This is a genomic window from Paractinoplanes hotanensis, assembly GCF_023717965.1.
Classification (GTDB): Bacteria; Actinomycetota; Actinomycetes; order Mycobacteriales; family Micromonosporaceae; genus Actinoplanes; species Actinoplanes polyasparticus.
In genome coordinates this window covers 113314-128064 of record NZ_JAMQOL010000047.1, presented here as the reverse complement: position 1 = coordinate 128064, position 14751 = coordinate 113314, and the positions used below count along the sequence as shown (strand labels likewise).

Annotated in this window: 17 protein-coding genes; 16 read left to right on the top strand and 1 reads right to left on the bottom strand. The window is 71.9% G+C overall.

Going from position 1 to position 14751, the window contains the following annotated elements:
- The first annotated feature begins 16 nt into the window (after positions 1-16).
- From LXN57_RS32495 to LXN57_RS32420, 16 genes are all read left to right on the top strand, one after another.
- Complete coding sequence (locus tag LXN57_RS32495; RefSeq protein WP_251802014.1) at positions 17-2776, top strand: ATP-binding protein; 2760 nt, start codon at positions 17-19, stop codon at positions 2774-2776.
- A gap of 188 nt (positions 2777-2964) precedes the next feature.
- Complete coding sequence (locus tag LXN57_RS32490) at positions 2965-3387, top strand: nitroreductase/quinone reductase family protein (protein WP_251802013.1); 423 nt, start codon at positions 2965-2967, stop codon at positions 3385-3387.
- On the top strand, positions 3387-4652 hold the full coding sequence (locus tag LXN57_RS32485; RefSeq protein WP_251802012.1) for an NAD(P)-binding domain-containing protein: 1266 nt from the start codon (positions 3387-3389) through the stop codon (positions 4650-4652). The genes LXN57_RS32490 and LXN57_RS32485 overlap by 1 nt, the downstream gene beginning before the upstream one ends.
- A 405-nt stretch (positions 4653-5057) precedes the next feature.
- Positions 5058-5300: a hypothetical protein gene (locus tag LXN57_RS32480; protein ID WP_251802011.1), complete on the top strand. Its 243-nt coding sequence runs from the start codon at positions 5058-5060 to the stop codon at positions 5298-5300.
- Positions 5301-5498: 198 nt separating this feature from the next.
- Positions 5499-5906 carry a catalase-related domain-containing protein gene (locus tag LXN57_RS32475; RefSeq protein ID WP_251802010.1) on the top strand — a complete coding sequence of 136 codons (408 nt, stop codon included), beginning with the start codon at positions 5499-5501 and terminating at the stop codon, positions 5904-5906.
- Between the two features lie 298 nt (positions 5907-6204).
- On the top strand, positions 6205-6870 hold the full coding sequence (locus LXN57_RS32470; protein WP_251802009.1) for a sigma-70 family RNA polymerase sigma factor: 666 nt from the start codon (positions 6205-6207) through the stop codon (positions 6868-6870).
- 48 nt (positions 6871-6918) lie between these two features.
- Positions 6919-7320, top strand: coding sequence for a cupin domain-containing protein (locus LXN57_RS32465; RefSeq protein WP_251802008.1), 402 nt, complete (start codon positions 6919-6921; stop codon positions 7318-7320).
- A gap of 83 nt (positions 7321-7403) precedes the next feature.
- Positions 7404-8567 carry an FAD-dependent monooxygenase gene (locus tag LXN57_RS32460; RefSeq protein WP_251802007.1) on the top strand — a complete coding sequence of 388 codons (1164 nt, stop codon included), beginning with the start codon at positions 7404-7406 and terminating at the stop codon, positions 8565-8567.
- 48 nt (positions 8568-8615) lie between these two features.
- Positions 8616-8951: a cupin domain-containing protein gene (locus LXN57_RS32455; protein ID WP_251802006.1), complete on the top strand. Its 336-nt coding sequence runs from the start codon at positions 8616-8618 to the stop codon at positions 8949-8951.
- A gap of 77 nt (positions 8952-9028) precedes the next feature.
- On the top strand, positions 9029-9451 hold the full coding sequence (locus tag LXN57_RS32450) for a hypothetical protein (RefSeq protein ID WP_251802005.1): 423 nt from the start codon (positions 9029-9031) through the stop codon (positions 9449-9451).
- Positions 9452-9809: 358 nt separating this feature from the next.
- Complete coding sequence (locus LXN57_RS32445) at positions 9810-10727, top strand: SDR family NAD(P)-dependent oxidoreductase (RefSeq protein WP_251802004.1); 918 nt, start codon at positions 9810-9812, stop codon at positions 10725-10727.
- Between the two features lie 14 nt (positions 10728-10741).
- Positions 10742-11599 (top strand): NAD(P)-dependent oxidoreductase, encoded by an 858-nt coding sequence (locus tag LXN57_RS32440; RefSeq protein WP_251802003.1) that lies wholly within the window; start codon positions 10742-10744, stop codon positions 11597-11599.
- Positions 11600-11694: 95 nt separating this feature from the next.
- Complete coding sequence (locus LXN57_RS32435) at positions 11695-11991, top strand: hypothetical protein (RefSeq protein ID WP_251802002.1); 297 nt, start codon at positions 11695-11697, stop codon at positions 11989-11991.
- Between the two features lie 115 nt (positions 11992-12106).
- Entirely contained in the window at positions 12107-12517 is a 411-nt protein-coding gene (locus tag LXN57_RS32430) for a hypothetical protein (RefSeq protein ID WP_251802001.1), read from the top strand.
- Positions 12518-12701: 184 nt separating this feature from the next.
- A complete protein-coding gene (locus LXN57_RS32425; RefSeq protein ID WP_251802000.1) occupies positions 12702-13199 on the top strand; it encodes a LuxR family transcriptional regulator in 498 nt (165 codons plus the stop codon).
- Between the two features lie 86 nt (positions 13200-13285).
- Entirely contained in the window at positions 13286-13714 is a 429-nt protein-coding gene (locus tag LXN57_RS32420) for a MerR family transcriptional regulator (RefSeq protein ID WP_251801999.1), read from the top strand.
- Between the two features lies 1 nt (position 13715).
- Here LXN57_RS32420 and LXN57_RS32415 read toward each other — a convergent pair whose 3' ends face one another.
- Entirely contained in the window at positions 13716-14705 is a 990-nt protein-coding gene (locus LXN57_RS32415; protein WP_251801998.1) for an NAD-dependent epimerase/dehydratase family protein, read from the bottom strand.
- Positions 14706-14751: the final 46 nt, after the last annotated feature.

Genomic DNA, 14751 nt, shown 5'->3' with positions numbered 1-14751 from the left:
ACAGCGGGGAGGTTCGATGTTGTTCGGCGTGGCGCCGGAAGCGGTGTTGGATCTCAAGGAGACCACGACCGTTCTGACCGGACGTGACGATGAACGTCGCGTCCTGCGCGACCTGGTCGCCGCGACCGCGCAGGGCCGCGGCGGATCCCTGCTGGTGTACGGCGCAGCTGGGGTCGGCAAGTCGGTGCTGCTGCACAGCGCCGTCAGCGACGCGCAATCCCGCGGGTTCACCGTCCTGCACGTGGCCGGGTTGGAACCCGAGCGGTGGTACCCGTTCGCCGCCCTGCACCGGCTGCTGCGACCGGTGCTTCCGCTCACCGTCATGCTGCCGGACGCCCACCGGGAAACCCTGGACGCCACGTTCGGCGACAGCGGCAGTGATCACGACGTTTACCGGGTCGGCCTGGCCGTGCTCGAGCTGCTGACCGAGGCCGCCGAGCAGCGCCCACTGCTGGTGACCGCCGACGACGTGCAGTGGATCGACTCGTCCAGCCGGGACGCGCTCGCCTTCGCCGCCCGGCGTGCCGGTGGGCACGCGCTCCTGGTGCTCGGGTCCGCCCGTACCGACGACGCGGACCGCTTCAACTGGGGCATGCGGCCGGCGGTGCGTCTGGGCCCGCTTTCCCCCGAGGCGGCTGGAAAGTTGCTCGATGCCACGACGCCGGGGCTGGCCCGGCCGGCCCGGCAGCTCATTCTCGATCACTCGGGCGGCAACCCATTGGCTCTGGTCGAACTGCCCAAGGTGGTACGCAGCGGGGCAGGCGGGACCGGTGCCCTCCCGCTGACCCGCCGGTTGGAGGACGCCTTCGCCGACCGGGCGGACGCCGTCTCCCCCGGCTGCCGGGCCGTGCTGCTGGTCCTGTCCGCCGAACCGGCCGCGACACTGGACCGGATACTGATCGTCGCGAGCGCCCTGAGCGGTACTCCGCTCACCGTCGACGTACTCCAAGAGGCGATCGACGCCCGGCTGGTGCGACTGGCTGGCGGCGCCCCCGAGTTTCGGCATCCGCTGATCCGGTCGGCGGTGTACCACCGGGCCGCGATCGGTGAACGGCGCGTCGTCCACCGGATTCTCGCCGCGCAGATGTCGGACTCCCCGGAACGCAGCCTGACGCACGAGGCCGCCGCCGCCACCGGCGTCGATGTGGCTCTGGCCACCCGGCTCGAGCAGTTCGCCGACGCCGCGCTGGCCCGTGGCCGCGTCGCCGCCGCGGTGCCGGCCCTGTGCCGGGCCGCCGGTCTGACCGGCGACGGCGGGCGGCGCACCGGTCTGCTGGTCCGGGCGGCCGAACTCTCCGCCGAACTCAGCGACCGGCACCTCACCCGCTCGTTGCTGGCCGATGCCGACCTGAGCCTGGCCGAGCCGGTGGATCAAGCACGCCTGCTGATCGTCCGGGACAGCGCCGCCTTCGAGCCGGACGAGCCGACCCGGCGTATCAGCCGGATGGTCACGGCGGCTGCGGCGGCCTTCGACACCGGGTCCCGGGTGATCGCCGAGAACCTGCTGTGGCGAGCCGGCGCCCGCTGCTTCTTCCAGGATGGCAATGATCGGGTACGGGCGGAGACCTCTACCCAGCTCGACCGGTGGGGCGGCGACCCGGCGGACCCGATGGCACTGGCCGTACGCGCCTACGCCCGGCCCTACGATCACGGGAAGCAGATCGTCGAGGGCTTGGCGGACGCCGCCCCTGACTGGCAGGACGGCCGTACCCTGCATTATCTGGGCACCAGCGCGATGGTTGTCGGCGCTAGCACGCACGCCGCCCGCTACCTCGGCCCGGCCGCCGCCGTGTGGCGCGCCGAGGGCCGGCTCGGCCTGCTCACCCGAGCGCTCGCCGGTTCGTGGCCGATGGTCTACCTGGGCCGGCTCGATCAGGCACGGGCCGACGCGGAAGAGGGTGTCGCTCTCGCCGAGGAGACCGGCGAGAAGATCGCCTGGTTGGGTCTGAAGGCGACCGCCGCCCTGGTCGCAGTGCTGCGCGGCGAGACCGAAGCGGCCGGGCGCGCCTCCGGCGAGCTGCGAGCCGCACCGCTGTTCCCCGGCATGCGATTCGCCATGGTGATGGCGCAGCAGGTGGACGGCCTGCGCGCCCTGCTCGCTGGTGAGGCCGAGACGGCGTACCAGCTTCTGGCGCAGGCCTTCGACCCGGCCGACGAGCATTACCATTCGGTGAGCCGTTGGCTGCTCGCCCCAGACCTGGCCGACGCCGCGATCGCTGCTGGAACCGCTGACCAGGCCCGGCATCTGATAGCCGAGCTACCGCTCCTGGCGCGCCGGCTTCCCTCGGAGATGATGACGGTCGCCGCCGCCTACACCGGCGCCGTACTCTGCGCCGACACCGAGTCGGAGGCGCGTTACGTCGAGGCGCTGGCCGCTCTGCCGGCTGGCTGGCCGCTGGCTCGAGCCCGGTTGCATCTGCACCACGGCCGCTGGCTGCGTCGGCATCGACGGGACGTGGAGGCCCGTAAGCCGTTGCGAGCTGCCCGCGACGAGTTCGAACGCATCGGCGCGTGGGCGTGGGCAGCGGCCGCCCGCGAACCGTTGCGCGCCGCGGGGGAGGCCAGCGGCGGGCCACATCGCACCCCCGCTGTGCAGCTGTCCGCACAGGAGCTGCGGATCGTCGTCTTGGCGTCGCAGGGGCTCACCAATCGGGAGATCGGCCAGCGGTTGTTCCTCTCGCACCGCACCGTCGGATCGCAGCTGTACCGCATCTATCCGCGCCTCGGCGTGAGCAGCCGCCGGGAACTGGCCGCAGCCCTGAACGGTCAGCGCTGACAGCGAGGCGGCCCGATGCCGACGACGTACCTCGTGACCTTGTCCGCCCGAGAGCGGAAGACTTCCGGCCGGCGGTAACCGCTGCCGGTGCTCGGCGGTCTGCGGCACAGGCCACGTTGGAGGAAGTTCACTGATTCGGCACTGGCGGGCACCAGCCTGAAGTTTCATGTACTCGACTGGAGGGGCTCATGGCCTCGTTCAACGACCGCATCATCGCCACGTTCCGGGCCAACAAGAGCGTCGCCGGCGGGCCCTGGCAGGGCAAGACACTGATCCTGCTGCACCACACCGGGCGCCGCTCCGGCCGGCAGTACGTCACCCCGGCCCTGGCCGCACCGGACGGTACGACCTACGTGATCTGCGGAACGCTCGGCGGAGCACCACACGACCCGCAGTGGGTAGCCAACCTCGAAGCGGCCACCGGACCGGCCACGATAGCGCTCGCCGGTGCCACCGTGACCGCCGACTACGAAGTGGTGCTGCCGGCGGACCCGCGCCGGCCGCGCCAGTACGGCATCTGGCGCGACAACCGGCCGAAGGCACGCGAATACGAGCGGATGACTGACCGTCAGTTTCCGGTAGTACGGCTGCGGCTCCGGTCGTCGCTCTGATGACCGCTAAGACGGGACGGCAGCTCGGCGTGTCCGTGGGCGGCGAGCGCGGCGCGGCGCTGGTCCGCAATCTCGCCCGCCGCGGGTACCGTCTCGCCGTCGCCGACCGCAGGAACCGCGCTGATCCGGTGGACCATCCGCTGGTTCGCTCGGTCGCCACGCTACCGCAGCTGGTCGCCGCCACCGGACCGGACCGCGTCCTCATGCTGCTCGACGCTGCCGGCAATGAGCTGGACCGGCTGCTGGGCCGACTGACACCCCTGCTGGACCCCGGTGACGTGATCGTCGACGGCGGTGCGGCCCGATTCGGCGACACCAGCCGCCGGGCAGCCGGGCTGCGGGCCACCGGCCTCCGATTCGCCGGCTGTGGCATCACCGGAGACCCCGCGCTGATCGAACACGGACCCGCGTACGTCGTCGGCGGCGATCGGGCCGCCCACGCCCGGATCGCGCCGATCCTGGCGGCCACCGCGGCGCGGATGCAGAACGTGCCCTGTGTGGCCTACGCCGGCGCAGCCGGCGCCGGGGACTTCGCGCTCATGGTGCACGACGAGCTCGCGGCCGCCGAACACCGACTGATCATCGAGGTGGGCACCTTGCTGCGCGCAGGCCTGGGACGCTCAGCCGCGCAGACCGCCGACGTGCTGGCCGGGTGGGCCGGCCTGGTCCCATCGCAGGTCCTGGACGCCGCGCGCACAGTGCTGCAGCGACCAGATCCGCCCGGCTGGCGCGAATTCGGCGACGTGCTCGAGCTGCCGGTGGGCGGTGACGGCTTACCCGGCGTACGCAACGCTCTCGACCTGGCCGTGCCGGTCACTGTGGCCGCCGAGGCCGTGGCCGCACGCACGCGGCGCTGGACCTCGACAACGGTGCCCGCCGAGCCGGCCGCACTGCTCGCGGTGACCGCCGACGACATCAGAACGGGCTGGTACGCGGCCCGGGTGGTCGCTTACGCGCAGGGCTTCCAGCAGCTGAGCGTCGCAGGCCGGGCGTACGGTTGGGGAATGGACGCCGCAGCCGTCGCCGGCGCGTGGCGGGGCGGAACCGCCCTGGACGGCCGGTTGCTCACCTTCGTCCGCGAGGCGTTCACCGCCGACCCGGACGGCCACCTGCTGGCCGATCCGTACTTTGCCGACGTGATCCACCATGCCCTGCCGCCGTGGCGGCGGGTCGTCACGGCCGCGACCACAGCGGGCCTGCCGGTGCCCGCCCACGCGGCGGCCCAGCAGTTCGTCACCGGGCGCCTGGTCACCGGTACCCGGTAGGCCACCTCTTCCGTTTCCTGCTCCGCCTCCCGCGCGGAAAAGGGCAGGGCTCTGCGGACCTCACGTAGGACACGACGGTCCGCGCTCGGCGCCCACGTCACCAGCATCACTGTCGCCGGCGGCTGGTGCCAAAGCGCTGCGCATCACCCTGAAGCAGCATCGACGCCGCCGCGCGCAGAAAGCGGTAGGACGTCGTCACCCGGCTGCCCGGGGCGCAGCCGAACCGCACGGGAAGTGTCGAACCTCCCGCTCCGCACAACGGATTGCAGCCCCGGTCGTGGCATCGGCGGGCCCGGATGCGCGGCGGTCATCAGCGATAGCCGCGTACGACACATGGGCCGTTGTCACGTTCCGTCCCCCGCACGGCGTCCTACTGGCGACGCAACGGTGAGAGAGGAAGTCATCATGAACATCGTTGTCATCGGCGGTACCGGTACGGGCGGTCGTGGTCTCGTGACGGCGCGGGCGCGGCGCCGGCCGGGGGTGTGGTGCAGGTGGCCGGCCCTGACCCGGTGGCGATGGACGAGGCGGGCCGGAGATCGTCGCGGCCACCGGCCACCGGCCACCGGTCAGCGGGTGAGCGTGATCACCGACCCCGAGGTGCCGCTGTTCCTGGGGGCCAAGCTCACCGACCGGGTGCTGTCCTGACTCGGGTGCACGCCTCACCGCCACCGGGCTGGCCCATTGGCTGCGCGTCCAGAAGGGCTAACCGCGGGGCCGCCGGGAGAGCCGAACCCCGCCACCGCACCGATGACGCCCACTATGGCGATCGTTCCGACGGATACCCGCAAAAGTGACGCCGGCCGCACGGCCGGCCGCGTGGAGATCGACGGAGAGGCTGCGCCGATGACCTGGAACTTGCGCCGCGACCGCCATTGGTGCGCCCTGGCCGCCGCCGCACACGCCGGCGACGTGCGGATGCTGGCCGTGGTCGCCGCCCGGATCGACCACCGGGACCGCTGGTGCGCCCGGCCCGAGGTGTTCGACCAGGTCACCGCGCGGCTGATCGGGACCGGCGAACCAATCAGGGCCCGCGGTGACGGCGCGGTGGGCCGGGCGGGCGCCATGTTCCGGGGCCTGGACGCGCGGCAGCGGGAGGCGTTGTGCCGGGCCACGGCCCGCGCCCTGATCGGCGCGCCCGACGACCTGCGGCACGAGCACGTCGCTCTCTGTGCGCGCGCCGACCCCGCGTACGGCACAGGGGTGGTCGCCGCCGTCGTCGCGTTGCACGCCGTGGCCGCCCTGCTGGCCTGAAGCTGTCATGAACCAGACAGCCACGGCGTCTGGACGCTCGGAGTGCACGTCTGGCACCTGTACGGCCTGCGCAACAAGACGACTGTGCTGCTGCGCTGGGCGGTCAGCTTCCTGGGGCGTACCCGATCGGTGGCCGTCGTGACCGCCCAGCAGGTGCGGGCCCGCAAGGCTCCGCGCGGCCGGCCCGGGCAGTGGCGGCCGGCCGGAGAAGCGACTGACCCGGAGGCACACTCGATCGGCACTGCTTCGACATTCCGGCTTCCTAGCGTCACTGACGCGGACATCAAGGGGAGCAGACATGCCGATCGCAACGCCACACCGGCCCGAGGGCCTCGCCGACTTCCTCGAGGCGCGCGAGCGGCTGCTGGCCATCGCGCACCACATCGCCGCGGGCTACGCCGACGCCGACGACATCGTGCAGGAGGCGTGGCTGCGTTGGCAGCACACGGACCGCAGCGTGGTCGTCAACCCCCGGGCGTTCCTGTCCCGGACGACGTCGCGGCTGTCGATCAGCGCGATCCGCACCGCGCGGCGGCGGGCCTCCGTGTCGGCCGTCACCTGGCTGGACACGGTGCCGGCGCCGGACGCCGACCCGGCTCGGATTGCCGAGCAGGCTGATGACCTGCGTAGCGCGATCCGGCTGCTGACCCGGCTGCTGGCCCCCCGCGAACAGGTCGCCTACATCTTGCGGGAGGCGTTCGGGTGGCCGTACCGCCAGATCGGGGACGCCCTGGGTCTCAACGAGGTACACGCCCGGCAGCTGGCCTGCCGTGCCCGGGTGCGGCTGTCCACCGGCGCCCGGGCGACCGCCCCGGTGGCGGCGACACCGGCCCCGCAGCCGGCGTTGCTCGGCTCGTTCCTGGAAGCAGTGCGGACCGGTGACCCGGCCGCGCTGATCGCCCTGACCGAGCAGGATCCGACCGAGGACGACCCGTCTGATGTGTACTTCGGCCGGGCCCACTGACACTGCTTCGTCACTCGTACCGCACTGGTCGTGCCTAGCGTCGCCGCCATGACTGACAGCGGACACGAGTCCAACGCCCTGACGATCCTCCAGACCGTCGAGCCGCCGTTCCTGCCCGAACGGCCGCAGGCGATCACGTTCACCATCGAGTACCCACCCGGGCATCCGGGCGCGGCCCCGCACCGCCACCCCGGGCCGGCCTTCGGCTACGTCGTCGAGGGCGAGATGCTCTTCGAAATCGAGGGCGAGCCCGAACGCGTGCTGCGCGCCGGGGACGCCTTCTGGGAGCCGGGCGGCGACGTCATTCACTACCAGGACGGCAACCACAGCACCACGGCGAACCTACGCTTCCTGGTGACGCTGCTGAGCCCGCCCGGGGCGCCGATGCTGACCTTCGTCGACGCCGGCGAGCTCGAGGCCCGCCACGACCGCCGGGTTCCGCGCCCCTAGAGAATTCGACCCGTCCCGGGTGATCCCGGCGGGGCCGGTGCCGTTCAACAGGTTGCCACGATCACCGGAGTAAGGAGAGTCGGATGCCCACATCACGCAAGGCGCTCGTGGTCGGTCTCGGGATCGCCGGCCTGGCCACGGCCGCGCGGCTCCATGAGATCGGCTGGACGCCGGTAGTGGTCGAGCGGACGCCGCAGCGGCGCACCGGCGGCTACTTCGTCGGGCTGTTCCCCCGGGGGGCGCAGGCCGCAGAGGAGCTCGGCGTGCTCGCCACCATGCATCTACGGACGCCGGCCGACCACCGGACGTGGGCGGTCGACGCCAATGGGGCGCGGGTGCGCAGCATCGGCTTCCTCGATCAGCCCGGGCATCCCGACGGGGTGCTGCGCGGAGACATCGAAGCCGCGCTCTGGGAGAAGATCGAGGGGCGGGTCGAAGTGCGGTTCGGCACCGAGCCGGTGGCGATCGAGCAGACCACGGGGACCGCGCGGGTCACTCTGCGCGATAACGCCTCCGGCGCGACCAGCGAGGAGGACTACGACCTAGTGGTCGGTGCCGACGGGCTGCGCTCGACGGTACGCCGGCTGGTGTTCGGCCCGCACGAGCGGTTCATGCGCTCGATGCACGCCATCATCTGCGCGTACTCGCTGGAGCATCAGGTGACCGGCTACGGCGACCACGAGCAGGTCGTGATCGCCGCGCCCCGCCGGGCACTGTGGATCTTCCCGTTCCGGGACCACCCGCCGACCGCGCTGTTCACCTACCGCACCCGCGAGGAGGACCGGCAATTCCGCGGGGATCACGCCGACGTGCTCGCCGGCCGTTTCGCCGGTCTCGACGCCGGCGGCATCGTCACGCAGGCCCTGGCCGACCTGCGCCGCGCGCCGCAGGCATTGTTCGACTCGGTGCATCAGGTCCGGATGCCGCGGTGGCACCGGGACCGGGTCGTGCTCATCGGCGACGCCGCATGGTGCATGACGTTGTTCTCGGGCATGGGCGCCAGCTCCGGCATGATCGGCGCGGTGGCGCTCGGCGATGCCCTGGCCGGGTCACCGGAGTCGATCGGGAGTGCGCTGGACGCGTACGAGCAGGAGATGCGCCCGCTCATCCGCAAGCACCAAGCCCTGGCGTACGTAAAGGCGCAGCTGTTCGTGCCGTCCAACCGGGCCGTGGCGCTGCTGCGGGCGGCCCTGCTCAAGATCGTGTCCCGCCGCCGGTTGCACGCGTGGATCGGCCAGCCCTCCTGAGCCTGCTCGTGCCGGAACTCCGCGCGTACGGAGATATAGGAGACCCCCATGCAGTCCACCCACTTGACCGACCTCGCCCGCAGACTGCTCGACGAGGCCCGCACAGCGCACAGCGGTCGCAGCGCGCACACCCTCTTCGGGCGGCACGAGCACCAGCTTCGCCAGACCGTCATCGCCCTGGCCGCCGGGCACGAGCTCGCCGAGCACAACAGCCCGAGCGAGGCGACGCTCCAGGTGCTCTCGGGCCGGGTCACCATTCACGCGCCGTCCGGCACCTGGACCGGGACCGCCGGCGACCATGTCATCATCCCCGACGAGCGCCACGGCCTGCGCGCGGAGGAGGACTCCGCGATCCTGCTCACCGTGCTGGCTCCGCGCGGCTGAGCAGGCCCCTGGCCGCTGAAACCGGCCTCGGGCCGGCCGGCGCTGTCACATCCGGGTGGATGTGACGTCCTATCGGCATGAACATGTCGATCAAGCGCTTCTCCGTGGGCTTCCTGGCCGTCATCGCGGCAGTCGTCGGCATCTGGGCCGGCTTCTTCCCGCTTTCGTTCCACAACGAGTTCCCGTTGCCGGGCTGGGGCTGGGTGTCGCGGCTGGGCCCGTACAACGAGCACGTGGTCCGCGACTACGGTCTCTCGAACGTCGCCCTGCTGATCATCACGACGTGGGCCTGGCTGCGCCCGGACGAGAAGGTCTATCGCGTGGTCGGTGGCGGCCGGCTCGCCTACTCCGTCATCCACTTCATCTGGCACATGCTCCACCTGTCGGCGTTCCCCACCGTCAGCCGGGTCGGCGCGGTGGTGTCGCTGAGCCTGATCGTGGTGTTCTCGCTGCTGCCGATGCTGCCGGACAGGTCGCGGCGGGCCGCCGAAGCCCCGTAGATCGTCGCGTCCTGCTCACTCGGACGGCCCGGCCCGCACGAACCGGCTTTCGGTTCCGGCCGGCCGGGTCCGTTCGGCACCTGCCGGATCCGGCGAGGTAACCATGGCCGGTAGAGCCGGCACAGGGCACGATGCCGGGCGGTCATCGACACCCCGTGAACCGCGAACTCCGGCGCGCAGGTCGTCGACGAACACCGGGCCGGCCAGAATGCCGTACCGCTCGCGGTAGTAACCGCTCGCCTCGCGACCGGTCCAGCGGCCGTCGGTCCGGCGATACACGAGGGCGTGACACTCGTACGGCACTGGATCAGCACTCGCGCGGCACAGGGTGGAGAGACCAACGCGTCAGGAGACAAGCATGCGAATCACCACGCCGTACGGGGCCGAGTCGACGGCCGACGAGGTCTCCGAGGGCATCGACCTGACCGGCCGGCGAGCCGTCGTCACCGGCGGCGCCTCCGGGATCGGGGTCGAGACCGCCCGCACCCTGGCGACGCACGGCGCCGCGGTCACCCTGGCCGTCCGGGACGTCGAGCGCGGCCGCAAGGTGGCCGCGGAGATCGGACACGGCGTAGAGGTGCGGCCCCTGGAACTGACCGACCACGCGTCGATCGCCGCTTTCGCTGCGGACTGGTCAGGGCCGCTGCACCTGCTGATCAACAATGCGGGAGTCATGGCCCTGCCGTCGCTGACACCCGACCCGCGGGGCTGGGAGTTTCAGCTCGCCACCAACCACCTCGGCCACTTCGCCCTCACGACGCGACTGCACCCCGCCCTCGCCGCAGCCGGCGGCGCCCGGGTCGTCAGCCTCAGCTCATCGGCGCACCTGTTCTCACCGGTCGTCTTCGACGACATCAACTTCAAGTTCCGCCCGTACGACGCCACGCTGGCCTATGCGCAGTCGAAGACGGCGGTGAACCTGTTCGCCGTGGCAGCCACCGCACGCTGGCGCACCGACGGCATCACCGTGAACGCCGCCAACCCCGGCGCCATCGCGACGCCGTTGCAACGCCACGTCGGTGGCAAGCTGGCCACCCCGGCGGACCTGCAGAAGACCACCGAGCAGGGCGCCTCGACCTCGGTCCTACTGGCCGTCTCGCCACTGCTGGACGGCATCGGCGGGCGCTACTTCAACGACAACAAGGAAGCCGTGCCGGTCGCCGAGAGGCCCGCCGACGTCCAGGAACTCGTCACCAGCGTGGCGCCGTACTCGCTCGATCCGGACAACGCCGAGCGGCTCTGGGCGATCTCCGCCGCGGCCGTCGGCCTCCTCTGACCCCAGGAGTCACCATGACCGTACTGCTTCCCCGTGTCGGCTGGATCGGCCTGGGCGACCAGGGCGCCCCGATGGCCCGTGCCGTCGCCGAGGCCGGCTACCCGCTGCACGTGTGGGCCCGGCGCCGGTCCTCATTGGACGTGCTTGCCGGGGTGCCGTACCAGCTCCACGACACCGTCGCCGACCTCGGCGCCGACAGCGACATCGTCGGGCTCTGTCTCGGCGACGACCCGGACGTCCGCGAGGTCGCCACCACCGGCGGGCTGCTCGAGTCGCTCGAGCCCGGTGCGGTGCTCGTCAACCACGGCACCGGGCTGCCCGCGTTCGCCGCCGAGCTCGCCGAGCTCGCGATGCCCTACCGGGTGGAGGTCGTCGACGCCCCGGTCAGCGGCGGGCACGTGGGCGCCGTGGAGAAGCGGTTGACCGTGCTGGCCGGCGGGGACCCGGAGGTCGTGGCGTTCGTCCGGCCGGTCTTCGCGACGTTCGCGACTACGGTCGCCCACCTGGGCGGGCACGGCGCCGGGCAGATCGGCAAGCTGCTCAACAACACGCTGCTCATGGCCAACCAGCAGAACATCGCCGAGCTGCTGGACGTCGCCGGCCGGCTCGGCCTGGACCTGCCCGCCCTGCTCGACGCCATCCGCGCCGGTACCGGCTCCAGCGTCGCCCTCCAGTCGCTGGGCCGCGCGATCACGCCGGACAACGCCGAGCACCTGAGCCGCCTCCAGTTGATCGACATGGACATCTACCGCAAGGTGGTGGCGCCGTTCGTTTCCGGGCTCGACCCGCTCACCGAGCGGGCCGTCGCCGGTGCCCAGGCCCTCCCCCGGCTGGCCCGGCTGACCTTCCCACCTCCGACCGCTGCCGGTTGATCCGATGATCGAAGCGCAGCCGTGAAGCCTGCCAGCACCCCGGCCGCGCCGATCGAGGGCTGTCACGGATCCGGGGACCGTGGCGCCTGAAGGGCATGTCTCATCATCTCGACTCGCCGCTCGCCCGCAGGGACCCGCGGCTCAACATCACCGACCAGTACGTGTGCGACGAACTGGTGCGGCACGGCGGCGACGCAAACATCCTGTGCTTCGCCGCCAAGGCAACGAACACCTTCGCCGGCGCCGCGGTGCACAGCCTGGTGCTGCGGGTGTCGAACGACAATCACGCCTTGCTCTCCGACCGGGAGACGCCGGTGCGGGCCCGCGCCCTGCTGGCCACCGACAGCGCTGGCTGGCACCAGGTGGGCCGGGCCGGGCCGGGCTGCCGATGATCTGGCCGATCTTCCGGGCCGCGGACAGCGACGCCGCGAGCCAGCCAACGAGACCCACCCGTCCCAGGACTGGGCGAACTACGGCGGCACGCTGCGCAACGCGATCATTGCGGCCGTGCGCAAGCTGGGCACCACGGACCGTCCGGACGCGTACGCCCACGAGGTCATCCAGCAGATCATCCCGGACACCCTGCCCTACCAGATCGGCACGCCCACGATGTTCGGCTTCACCGACTTCAACGGCCGACGGCTCGGGGACAACGCCCCCGAGGTGATGTTCTCGCTGGTCCTGAACGCGGCCTGGGCACCGGTCTGGGCGTCCGGGCACGGCGGGCTCACGTTCGGACACCTCTCCGTTCGCCATCCCGGCCTGAGCACCGGCATGTATGCCTGGCACCATGTCGGTGGCCGCACCCGCGCTCGGTCGCCGGAGACGGTCGCGCTGCCCCGGGTCTTCGCGGTGCCCCGGTCCGCGGGCGTGCCCGATCCGCGGACCGCGTCGTCCGCACCCGGCGGCGTTACCTGACGCCGTACCGCGAGGTGTTCACCGGCAACCAGTGGAGCGGCGCGGACCTCGCCGCCGGGGTGGAGGACGGGTTAGCCCTGTACAGCACATCCGGCGCTGGAGTCCGGACGGGCCGAACGCGCCGCTCGCCGAGGCTGCGGTCCTAGCCGGCCGCCGGGGCGAGCTGGCCGAGATCATGGCGGAGATGGATCCGGTCGCCACCGTTACGGAATCGCCGATTCTGCTGTCCGGGCTCCGCTACGCCCGCGCGGTGCTGGCCGACGCCGATGCCGCCTTCGAGTCAGCGCTGTCGGCGGCGGACGTGTCCCCGGTGGAGGTCGCCCACCTGCGGCTGGCCCACGGCGTCTCGCTGCGCCTTCGCCGACGCCCCGTAGACAGCCGGATCCCCCTGGCCGAGGCCCACCGGGCCTTCACCGACCTCGGCCTGCTGCCGTCGGCCGCCCGGGCCGCCGACCACCTCAACGCCACCGGAGCCGCTTTCGAGCCCGCCCCCTCCGCCGCCCTCGACGCCCTGACCACCCAGGAACTCCAGGTAACCCGGATGGCCGCGGCCGGCCTGACCAACCGCGACATCGCCCAGCGCCTGCACCTGTCGCCGCGTACGGTGGAAACCCACCTCTACCGGGTCTACACGAAACTCCGCGTCACCAACCGGCGGCAGCTCCGCCGGTTCGTCTCCTGACACCACCGGCGCGGCAGCGCGGGCTCGTGCCGCGGCAAGCGCGGCGGCGGTACCGCACCCTCCGCTGAGCGGTTACGTTTGCCCCCGTGCAGAGACCGTTGACCGTGCAGGAGATGTCCCGCAAGTCGGGCTTCACCGAGCCCACGCTGCGCTACTACGAACGGATCGGGCTGCTCGGCCCGGTCGGCCGCGACCCGGCCAGCGGTCACCGCCGCTACGAGGACGACGCCGTCGGCCGGGTCGCGGCCCTCGCCTGCCTACGCTCGTCGGGAATGACCGTGGACGGCATGCGCGCCTACGTCGAACTCCTCGGCCGCGGCGACGAGGCGGCCGAGCAGCTGCGGGACTTGTTCACCGAACGCGCCGGGCAGTTGGCGGCGGAGATTGCCCGGCTGCGGCTGCGCCACGAGTATCTGGAGCTGAAGGCCCGCCTGTGGCAGGCGCGTATGGACGGTGACGCCGAGGCCGAAGCCGGGGCCGTCGAGCGGCTCGAGGAGATCCTGTCCGAGCTGTGACTCAGGCCGGGATCAGGCCGAGCGCGAGCAGGCTGTCCGCGGTGTCGTTGATCGTGGTCCCGACCGGCCGGGGCGCCCAGCCGAGCACCCGGCGCGCCTTCGCGTTGCTGATCACCGGGATCTGGCCGCGCAACCCGGCCGCCTCGCGCAGCGCCGGGTTGGTCCTGGCCGCCTCGCGTACCTGCTCGTCGGTCAGCTCGGTGGCCGGCACCCGGTCGGCGTATTGCGGCAGGTGCCGGGCGAGCTCCCGGCCCATCTCGTAGAAGCTGGTCGCCGCGTCGCCCACGGCGATGAACCGTTCGCCGGCCGCAGCCGGACTCAGCATGGCCCGCAGGTGCAGGTCGACGACGTCGCGCACGTCGACGACCCCGAAGTACATCCGCGGGACCACCGGCATACCGCCGGTCAGGAACGTCTTGACGAGGCCGGTCGAGGCAGACACCCGGGGGTTCAGCAGCGGTCCGAAGATGCCGGTCGGGTTGATCACGGTCAGCTCCGGGCCGCCGTGGTCACGCACGTCGTCCCAGGCCGCGCGTTCCGCGACGACCTTCGACCGGATGTACGGCGCGATGTCGCCGGCCGGGTCGGTCCAGTCCGACTCGTCGTAGTGGCCGTCCGGCTTGACCGTGTAGCCCACCGCGGCGTAGGAGGAGGTCATGACCACCCGCTCGACGCCGGCTTTGCGTGCGGCGGCGAGCACGCGCAGCGTCCCGTCCCGGGCGGGCACGATCAGCTCGTCCTCGTTCTCCGGCGGGGTGAACGGGAACGGCGACGCGTGATGCCACACGTAGCGGACCCCGTCCACCGCCTTGTCCCAGTTGGCGTCCGAGGAGAGGTCGACCGTGACGGCCTCGATCCGGCTGTCGGCCCGCACCTGCTCGGGGTGCCGGACGGCCACCCGGACCCGGTAGCCCTCGTCGAGCAGCCGGGCCACCGAGTGGCTTCCCACATGTCCGTTCGCCCCGGTCACCAACACCATGTCATTTGTCATGCTCACGACTGTGCTCGCCTTGCAGCGCTTCAAGTCCAGGGTGATC

Excerpts from the sequence above, each read along its gene's own strand:
- LXN57_RS32475 (WP_251802010.1), top strand. The coding sequence starts at position 5,499 with ATGACCTGGAACTTGCGCCGCGACCGCCATTGGTGCGCCCTGGCCGCC.
- LXN57_RS32445 (WP_251802004.1), top strand. The coding sequence starts at position 9,810 with ATGCGAATCACCACGCCGTACGGGGCCGAGTCGACGGCCGACGAGGTC.
- LXN57_RS32465 (WP_251802008.1), top strand. The coding sequence starts at position 6,919 with ATGACTGACAGCGGACACGAGTCCAACGCCCTGACGATCCTCCAGACC.
- LXN57_RS32490 (WP_251802013.1), top strand. The coding sequence starts at position 2,965 with ATGGCCTCGTTCAACGACCGCATCATCGCCACGTTCCGGGCCAACAAG.
- LXN57_RS32425 (WP_251802000.1), top strand. The coding sequence starts at position 12,702 with ATGGATCCGGTCGCCACCGTTACGGAATCGCCGATTCTGCTGTCCGGG.
- LXN57_RS32455 (WP_251802006.1), top strand. The coding sequence starts at position 8,616 with ATGCAGTCCACCCACTTGACCGACCTCGCCCGCAGACTGCTCGACGAG.
- LXN57_RS32460 (WP_251802007.1), top strand. The coding sequence starts at position 7,404 with ATGCCCACATCACGCAAGGCGCTCGTGGTCGGTCTCGGGATCGCCGGC.
- LXN57_RS32435 (WP_251802002.1), top strand. The coding sequence starts at position 11,695 with ATGTCTCATCATCTCGACTCGCCGCTCGCCCGCAGGGACCCGCGGCTC.
- LXN57_RS32480 (WP_251802011.1), top strand. The coding sequence starts at position 5,058 with ATGAACATCGTTGTCATCGGCGGTACCGGTACGGGCGGTCGTGGTCTC.
- LXN57_RS32470 (WP_251802009.1), top strand. The coding sequence starts at position 6,205 with ATGCCGATCGCAACGCCACACCGGCCCGAGGGCCTCGCCGACTTCCTC.
- LXN57_RS32485 (WP_251802012.1), top strand. The coding sequence starts at position 3,387 with ATGACCGCTAAGACGGGACGGCAGCTCGGCGTGTCCGTGGGCGGCGAG.
- LXN57_RS32495 (WP_251802014.1), top strand. The coding sequence starts at position 17 with ATGTTGTTCGGCGTGGCGCCGGAAGCGGTGTTGGATCTCAAGGAGACC.
- LXN57_RS32450 (WP_251802005.1), top strand. The coding sequence starts at position 9,029 with ATGAACATGTCGATCAAGCGCTTCTCCGTGGGCTTCCTGGCCGTCATC.
- LXN57_RS32415 (WP_251801998.1), bottom strand. The coding sequence starts at position 14,705 with ATGACAAATGACATGGTGTTGGTGACCGGGGCGAACGGACATGTGGGA.
- LXN57_RS32440 (WP_251802003.1), top strand. The coding sequence starts at position 10,742 with ATGACCGTACTGCTTCCCCGTGTCGGCTGGATCGGCCTGGGCGACCAG.